At 70.7% G+C, this 7780-nt stretch carries 8 protein-coding genes; 5 read left to right on the forward strand and 3 right to left on the reverse strand.

All coding sequences use genetic code 11. The features are described 5' to 3' along the window. Window positions 1–5 precede the first annotated feature (5 nt). Window positions 6–1412, forward strand: coding sequence for a DNA polymerase IV (locus tag A33M_RS07995; RefSeq protein ID WP_083850367.1), 1407 nt, complete (start codon window positions 6–8; stop codon window positions 1410–1412). On the opposite strand, the gene A33M_RS24830 is transcribed toward A33M_RS07995, so the two are convergent. Continuing rightward, a complete protein-coding gene (locus A33M_RS24830; protein ID WP_040619709.1) occupies window positions 1343–2338 on the reverse strand; it encodes a cell envelope integrity EipB family protein in 996 nt (331 codons plus the stop codon). The genes A33M_RS07995 and A33M_RS24830 overlap by 70 nt on opposite strands. Before the next feature lie 298 nt (window positions 2339–2636). On the opposite strand from A33M_RS24830, the gene A33M_RS08005 reads away from it, so the two are divergent. From A33M_RS08005 to A33M_RS08015, 3 genes are all read left to right on the forward strand, one after another. Further along, complete coding sequence (locus tag A33M_RS08005) at window positions 2637–3101, forward strand: RidA family protein (protein ID WP_040619704.1); 465 nt, start codon at window positions 2637–2639, stop codon at window positions 3099–3101. Window positions 3102–3348: 247 nt separating this feature from the next. Continuing rightward, window positions 3349–4104 carry a glycerophosphodiester phosphodiesterase family protein gene (locus A33M_RS08010; RefSeq protein ID WP_008385562.1) on the forward strand — a complete coding sequence of 252 codons (756 nt, stop codon included), beginning with the start codon at window positions 3349–3351 and terminating at the stop codon, window positions 4102–4104. 96 nt (window positions 4105–4200) lie between these two features. Beyond that, window positions 4201–5376, forward strand: coding sequence for a GNAT family N-acetyltransferase (locus A33M_RS08015; RefSeq protein WP_443212762.1), 1176 nt, complete (start codon window positions 4201–4203; stop codon window positions 5374–5376). Between the two features lie 33 nt (window positions 5377–5409). Here A33M_RS08015 and A33M_RS23760 read toward each other — a convergent pair whose 3' ends face one another. Beyond that, complete coding sequence (locus A33M_RS23760) at window positions 5410–5556, reverse strand: hypothetical protein (RefSeq protein ID WP_157223378.1); 147 nt, start codon at window positions 5554–5556, stop codon at window positions 5410–5412. 405 nt (window positions 5557–5961) lie between these two features. On the opposite strand from A33M_RS23760, the gene A33M_RS08025 reads away from it, so the two are divergent. After that, window positions 5962–6390, forward strand: coding sequence for an HIT family protein (locus A33M_RS08025; RefSeq protein WP_008385568.1), 429 nt, complete (start codon window positions 5962–5964; stop codon window positions 6388–6390). An 85-nt stretch (window positions 6391–6475) separates the two neighbouring features. On the opposite strand, the gene A33M_RS08030 is transcribed toward A33M_RS08025, so the two are convergent. Further along, window positions 6476–7507: a metal ABC transporter solute-binding protein, Zn/Mn family gene (locus tag A33M_RS08030; protein WP_202801819.1), complete on the reverse strand. Its 1032-nt coding sequence runs from the start codon at window positions 7505–7507 to the stop codon at window positions 6476–6478. Between the last annotated feature and the right edge of the window lie 273 nt (window positions 7508–7780).

Raw genomic sequence — 7780 nt, forward strand, 5'->3', positions numbered from 1 at the left:
CGTCGATGGGAGCCTTCTGCCGCGACTGCCTCGCCCGGCTTCCGGAGCGCACCTCGCCCGAGCGGGTTGTGCGCTGCCCGGCCTGCGGCTCGCCGCGGCTGGTCCGCCACCCCGATCTCGACCGGCTCACCCTCGCCCATGTCGACTGCGACGCCTTCTATGCCGCGATCGAGAAGCGCGACGACCCGAGCCTGATCGACAAGCCGGTGATCATCGGCGGCGGCCGGCGCGGCGTGGTGGCGACCGCCTGCTACGTCGCCCGCACCTTCGGTGTCCACTCGGCGATGCCGATGTTCGAGGCGCGAAAACTGTGCCCGGACGCGGTGGTGATCCGCCCCGACATGCCGAAATACGTGAAAGCCGGCCGGGCGGTGCGGGCGATGATGGGCGAGCTCACCCCGCTGGTCGAGCCCTTGTCGATCGACGAAGCGTTCCTCGACCTCACGGGCACCGAGCGGCTGCACGGCACCTCGCCGGCCGAAACCCTCGCCCGCTTCGCGCTGCGGGTCGAGCGCGAGATCGGCATCACCGTCTCGGTCGGCCTGTCGGAGAACAAGTTTCTCGCAAAGCTCGCCTCCGACCGTGACAAGCCGCGCGGCTTCACGGTGATGTCGCGCGAGGAGGCCGCCCGCTGGCTGGCGCCGAAGCCGGTCACGGCCATCTTCGGGGTCGGCCGGGCGACAGCTAGCGCCCTCGCACGACGGGGCTACGCCACCGTCGCCGACCTGCAGCGCGCCGACGAGCCGACGCTGATGCGCGCCTTCGGCACCGAGGGCTTGCGGCTCGGCCGGCTCGCCCGCGGGATCGACGCCCGCCGCGTCACGCCCGACCGGCCGACCAAGAGCATTTCTGCCGAGACCACGCTCGACGCCGACCTCGCCGACTACCGGGCGCTGGAAAAGCTCCTGTGGGCGTTGTGCGAAAAAGTGTCGGACCGGCTGAAGGCCGCCGGCCTCTCCGGCGCGACCGTCACGCTGAAGCTGAAGGACAGCGGCTTTCATCTGCGCACCCGCGCCCGCACGCTGCCCGACCCGACCGCGCTCGCCCGCACGATCTTTGCCGCTGCCCGCGACCTGCTCGCCCGCGAGACCGACGGCACGACGTTTCGGCTGATCGGGGTCGGGGTGAGCGCGCTCGCGGATCTCGCCGACGCCGACCCGCCGGACCTGGTCGACCCGACCGCCGGCCGTGGCGCGGCGGCCGAGCACGCGGTCGACCGCATCCGCGAAAAGTTCGGCAAGGCGGCGGTGGTGCGCGGGCTGGTGCTCGACGACGGCCCGACGAAGCCCCCGGCCTCGCCCGCCGGCGGGAAGGGAGCACCGGCGTCGGCAAAAAAAGCCCGTCAGCGGCAGGACCGGGCGGCCTTGAGATCGAGCCGCGACATCTCGCCGGCGACGACGAAGTCGCCGTAATCGAGCGAGAGGTCCCGCGACACGCCGTTCTCGTAGAGCTCGAAGCCGATCGCATAGACCGGCGTCTGCTCGCCGCGCGCCGCCCCGCGGTCGAAATAGCTCACCGTCACCGGCCAGTGCACCAGCCCGGCCAGCGCCGCCTCGTCGACGGACAATTTCGCGGACTCGTCCGCGGACTTGTCCGTCGACCTCTCGGCCGACTTGCCGGGCGACCTCTCGGCCGACGTGTCGCCGATCGCGCCGGTCGGCGGCGCCTTGTCCGCTGGCTTTGCCGTGGGGCTCGACGCGGGGCCGACCGGCGGCCCGATCACCGTCAGCGTGTCGTAGACCTTTTGGCCGGTCTCCGACCCGTCATAGACCGGGAGCTGCAGCAAGTGCTTGCCCTCGCGCGCCGCGGCGATCACCCGCCGCATGTGCTCGGTCGGAAACACCACGTCGCCGTCGAGGTCGAAGGTGGTCGGCTTCGGCTTGGTCAGCGTCACCGCGATCTTGCCGTCGCGCCGCTCGGCCTTGCCGTCGACCGGATCGCCCGGCTTGCCGTCGATGAAGTTCTGCGAGGTGAAGCGGAAGCTCTTGGCGTTGGCATCCTCGAAGGTGGAGGAGCGCAGATCCGACACCGCCACCCGCCCCTCGCCCGAATCGAGCTGCGACACCTGGCGGAACTGCAGCACCCAGCCGTCGCAGGCATTGCCGGAGAAGTCGTAGAGAATGCGGCCGTTGACCGCCTCGAGCGCCCGCTTGCCCTGCGAGCGCACCAGCCGGAGGTCGTAGACCGCCCGGTGCGAGGCGAGCGCGGACACGGCAGGCCCGGCCGAGGCCGGCGCGGCGGGCGCCGCGACACCGGGGCCCGTCACCACGACGGCCGTGGCCGCCAGAGCGAGCGCCACCAAAGAGGCGAGACGGAACGTCCGAAGGGCGCAGTGCATCGTCGAAAACACTCCGGGGGCGCCGGTCCGAGCCGGCGAGGTCGACCGCCGAGAATACGGGCCGCCCTGCCCGCCGGCAACTGCGCGACCCCGCAACACCGCGACACCTCCGCGCCGCAACCGCGGGCGGCGGCAGGTCCCCCGCGTCCACGGCCGCGACCCATTGCGTGCCGCGCGCCGATCGGGGACAACAGGCGTGTGCGGGCTCGGGGTCGATCGGGCGCCGTCCGGGCGGCTGTCCGGAGCGGCGTGCCGCGCCGGTGCGGGTCGACCGACCACGCCCGAAGGAGGTTTTTCCATGACGGGAACGGCCGAGCGGGCCCTCGCAGGGCTCGGGATCGAGCTGCCGACTCCGGCGGCGCCGATCGCCAACTATGTCGGCTTCGTGCGCTCGGGGCGGCTCTTGTTCGTCTCCGGCCAGCTCTGCCTGGTCGACGGCAAGCCGGTGGCGACCGGCAAGCTCGGCGCCGAGGTGTCGGTCGAGCAGGGCCAGGAGGCGGCGCGGGTGTGCGCGATCAACATTCTGGCGCAGGTGAAGGCGGCCCTGGGCGACCTCGACAAGGTGATCCGGGTGGTCCGGCTGTGCGGCTACGTCGCCGCCGCGCCGAGCTTTCTCGACTGCCCGAAGGTGGTGAACGGCGCCTCCGACCTGATGGTCGAAGTGTTCGGCGAGAAGGGCCGGCACGCCCGCACGGCGTTCGGCGTCGCGGTCTTGCCGGGCGACGCGGCGGTCGAGGTCGACGCCATCTTCGAGGTGGCCTGACGCCGGTCGCGTGCGGCGGGCCGGCTCGTCCCGTCCGCAGGCTCGTGATTCTCCGCTCGTCCCCGCGAATGCGGGGACCCAGAAACCACACGACGAGCCGCAAAAATCTGGGTTCCCGCTTGCGCGGGAACGAGCGGGTGGGGGTTCTCCGGCGCCAGGAAACGAGCCCCCCTGGCCTCGGCGTCGCCGGTCGGGCCGTCGACGGATGGCTTCCTGGACGCCGAACCTCGGAGGCGGAGCCGCGGCGATGAAAAACCAGAGTTGGCTCACCGCCCGGCCGATCGCCCATCGCGGCCTGCACGATCTTTCCCGCGGCATCGTGGAGAACACGCCCGCCGCGGTGTCGGCGGCGGCCGCGGCGAATTACGGCATCGAGATCGACGTCCAGGTCAGTGCCGACGGCGAGGCGATGGTCCAGCACGACGATCGCCTCGGGCGGCTGGTCGAGGGCGACGAGGACGTCCGCACCCTCGGCGTCGCCGCCCTCAAGGCCCGCCCGTTCCGCGCCGGCACCGACCGGATGGCGACGCTCGGCGAAATCTGCGACCTGGTGAACGGCCGGGTGCCGCTGCTGGTCGAGCTGAAGAGCCGCTTCGACGGCGACCTTTCGCTTCCCCGCCGCGTGGCAAAGGTGCTCGCCGCCTATTCCGGGCCGGTCGCGGTGATGTCGTTCGACCCCGCCCCCATCGTTGCGCTGCGCCGGCTCGCCCCCCATCTGCCGCACGGGATCACCGCGGAGCGCCGCTTCGCGCCCGGTCCCGACGAGGTCGGCCCGTCGGGCGGCTGGCCGCGTCTCCGCCTCGACCTGCTGCTCCATGCGCCTTCGAGCCGACCCGGTTTTCTGGCCTATCGCTTGCAGGACCTCGCGACGGCGCCGCCGCGCGTGGCCCGGGCGCTCGGCCTGCCGGTGCTCACCTGGACGGTGCGCTCGCCGGCCGACCGGACCGCCGCGCTCGCCCGTGCCGACCAGGTGATCTTCGAGGGATTTTTGCCCGAGCCGTAGCCGCCGAAAAGATCACTGCCCGTCCGAAGGAGTTACCCCCTGAGCTCCGCCCCCACTTGCTCCGCCGAGGAGCTGAAGATCCGCATCGTCCCGGCGATCGCCGACGTTTCGGCGGCCGACTGGGACGCCTGCGCCGCGCCCGAGGGCGTGCCGTTCGACCCGTTCACCAGCCACGCGTTTCTGTCGGCGCTCGAGGTGTCGCGCTCGGCGACCGCAAAAACCGGGTGGCAGCCGCAGCACCTCGTGCTGGAGGCGCCGGACGGCGGCGTGCTCGCCGTCGCCCCGTGCTACCTGAAATCCCATTCGCGCGGCGAGTACGTGTTCGACCACGGCTGGGCCGACGCCTACGAGCGCGCCGGCGGGCGCTATTATCCGAAGCTCCAGGTGTCGGTGCCGTTCACCCCGGCGACCGGCCGCCGCTTCCTGGTGCCGCCCGGCCCGGCGGCGGAGCCCGCCCGCGCCGCACTCGCCGCGGGTTTGATCGAGCTGGCGCGGCTGCGCAAAGCCTCGTCCGTCCACGTCACCTTCATGACCGAGGCGGAAGCCCGCCTCACCGCCGCGCACGGCTATCTGCAGCGCACCGACCAGCAGTTCCACTGGGAGAATGCCGGCTACGCGACCTTCGAGGATTTCCTCGGCGCGCTCGCCTCGCGCAAGCGCAAGGCGATCAGGCGCGAGCGGCGCGAGGCGGTGGAGGCCGGCATCACCATCGAGCGGCTCACCGGCGCCGCCATCACCGAGGACGCGTGGGACGCGTTCTTCGCCTTCTACATGGACACCGGCTCGCGCAAATGGGGCCGGCCCTATCTCACCCGCGCGTTCTTCTCGCTGGTCGGCGAAAGCCTCGCCGAGAACATCCTTCTCGTTATGGCGAAGCGGAACGGCCGATACGTCGCCGGCGCGCTCAACTTCATCGGCGGCGACACCTTGTTCGGGCGGCACTGGGGGGCGGTCGAGAACCACCCGTTCCTGCATTTCGAGCTGTGCTACTATCAGGCGATCGAGTTCGCGATCGAGCGCCGGCTGGCGCGTGTGGAGGCCGGCGCGCAGGGCGAGCACAAGCTCGCGCGCGGCTATCTGCCGAACACCACGTGGTCGGCGCACTGGATCGCCGATCCGGCGCTGCGGCATGCCATCGCCGATTACCTCGAGCAGGAGCGCGCTTATATCGACGAGGCGGGACGCGAGCTCGCCGCGGCGAGCCCGTTCCGGCGCGACGGCGAGCTCACCGTGCGGGCGGCACGCGAGGACGAGATCGAGACGGACTGCTGAAGGCTTCCGCGGCGCGCGAGAAAAACGGCCGGATCAGAACTGGATGCCGATCTTGCGCCCGCGCTCCCACACGAGCCGGCTCGACTTGCGGGTACCGGCATGCAGGAAGGTGAATTTGCGCGGGATCGGCGCCTGGCCGTGCACATAGAGGCAGGCACCGCCGGCACTCAGGTCGATCACCTCGCACTCGAAGGAAGGACTTCGCTGATCGGCAAAAATCTTGCCGATCTTCGGGACGAGACCGCTCGGACGAACTCGGACGAACCGGCGCTGTTCCATCACGTCGTGGCCCTCTGGCGAGACCGCGTGTACGCTCGATTGCGTACGACGTTACGCTGCGCCCCGTGAACGCGCCGTTAAACGATGCGCCGGCCCGGCCACGCGGCGCCGCGCGCCTTGCGCCGACGGTCGCATTTTGCCACAGATGCCACGAGGCCTTTCCGGGCCTTCGGTCCGGACCTCCGCTCGGGATCTCGGCTCGGGACCTCCCCCACCCCCTCCGAAGCCCCCCGCGTCTTTTCTCGAGGGCGCGCCGCGTGGTTGGTTCGCGCGACTGCGCCCGGGCAACAGCAGCACGAGGCAGCCATGGCGAGCAGCTACGACGACGACAATGTGTTCGCGAAGATTCTCCGGGGCGAGCTTCCGTGCCACAAGGTGTACGAGGACGAGCTGGCGTTCGCGTTCCTCGACATCATGCCGCGCTGCCCCGGCCACACGCTGGTGATCCCGAAGGCGCGCGCCCGCAACATCTACGACATCGAGCCGGAGACCCTCGCCCACGTCCACAAGGTGGCGCAGCGCATCGCCAAGGCGGCGACCGAGGTGTTTCGCGCCGACGGCATCACGGTTCAGCAATTCAACGAGCCGGCCGGTGGCCAGGTGGTGTTTCACCTGCACGTCCACGTGATGCCGCGCCACGACGGCGCGCCGCTCAAGCCGCCGGCGACCTTCAAGGAAGAGACCCACGTGCTCGCCGAGCAGGCCCAGCGCCTCGCCGCGGCGATGCAGGGCTGACGGCTCTTTTCAGCTCCCCGAAACGACGATGCCCGGCACATGGCCGGGCATTGCTGTCCTTTTCGTGAGATCCCGAGGCGCGCGATCAGCCGCCCGCCGCCCGCAGCGCGGTGGTGATCGACGTCGTGTTGGTGCGCATCAGATCGACATAGGTCGCCGCCGGTCCGTCCGCCGCCGACAGCGCATCCGAGTACAGCGTGCCGCCGACCTTCGCCTTGGTCTCCTTGGCGATCCGCTCGAGCAGCCGCTCGCCAGCGACGTTCTCGAAGAAGATCGCACCGATCTTGTCGTGACGGATCTGGCGGATCAGCGCCGCGACCGACTTCGCGTCGGGCTCGGAGTCGCCGCCGACGCCGTGGGCGCCGTAGAAGGTCACGTCGTAGTCCGCCCCGTAATAGCGGAACGCCTGGTGCGAGGTGATCACCCGCCGCCGCTCCTTCGGGATCGGCGCGAAGGCGGCCCTGATCTCCCGGTCGAGCGCGTCGAGCTTTTTCAGATAGGCGTCGGCGTTGCTCCGGTAGGCGTCCGCGCGCACCGGATCGACCGCGGCCAGCCCGTCGCGGATGTTGGCGACGAAGATCTTCACATTGGCGACCGACTGCCAGGCGTGCGGATCGTTCGGCCCGTGGTGGTGATGGCCGTGCGCCTCGTGATCGGCGTCGTGGTCCGCATCGTGGTCGGCATCGTGGTCGTGATCGCCGGCGGCGTGGTGCTCGTCCTCGTCGTCGTCGTCGGCGGCGGCCGGGCGCGCGAGCGGCTTCACGCCGGTGGTCGCCACCACCACCTTGCCCTTGTAGCCGGACGCCTCGATCAGCCGGTCGGCCCAGCCCTCGAGCCCGAGACCGTTGATCACCACGAGCTTCGCCCCGAGGAGCTTTTTCGAATCGCCCGGCGCGAGCTGATAGGTGTGCATGTCGATGTTCGGGCCGACGATCGTGTGGACGTCGACCGCATCGCCACCGACCTGCTTCACCAGATCACCGAGGATCGAGAAGCTCGCCACCACGTCGACCGGCTCGGCGGCACGGGCCGGCAGGGCGCCGAGACCCACGGCCGAGGCCGCGGCCAAGGCCGCACCGAGCCCGAGGCCCGAGATTGCGAAACGTCTCCGGGTCACCGGCCATCGGGGGTGTCGGTCGCTCATCGCTCGCTCCTGTTCGTCGGTCGATTTCGTTAATGTAATAACATTACATTCCGAACGCCTTCTACAGCAGCCGCCCCGAAAGTCAATCGCCCGCGGACGACAGCGGCCGGCGGCGACGCAGAGCGTTCCGACGACCGACCGGGCGTTGGAGAGCGACGAGCGGGCAGCCGCCGGCCAGAGACCGTTTGGAAACTCGGACGCGGGCTGCGTTGCGGCGCGAACTGCCGGAGGCCAGGAGAAAAGCGA

This window comes from Rhodovulum sp. PH10, assembly GCF_000293785.1.
Classification (GTDB): Bacteria; Pseudomonadota; Alphaproteobacteria; order Rhizobiales; family Xanthobacteraceae; genus Rhodoplanes.

Coding starts and splice junctions, on each gene's coding strand:
- A33M_RS24830 (WP_040619709.1), bottom strand. CDS start 2,338: ATGCACTGCGCCCTTCGGACGTTCCGTCTCGCCTCTTTGGTGGCGCTC.
- A33M_RS08005 (WP_040619704.1), top strand. CDS start 2,637: ATGACGGGAACGGCCGAGCGGGCCCTCGCAGGGCTCGGGATCGAGCTG.
- A33M_RS07995 (WP_083850367.1), top strand. CDS start 6: ATGGGAGCCTTCTGCCGCGACTGCCTCGCCCGGCTTCCGGAGCGCACC.
- A33M_RS08025 (WP_008385568.1), top strand. CDS start 5,962: ATGGCGAGCAGCTACGACGACGACAATGTGTTCGCGAAGATTCTCCGG.
- A33M_RS08010 (WP_008385562.1), top strand. CDS start 3,349: ATGAAAAACCAGAGTTGGCTCACCGCCCGGCCGATCGCCCATCGCGGC.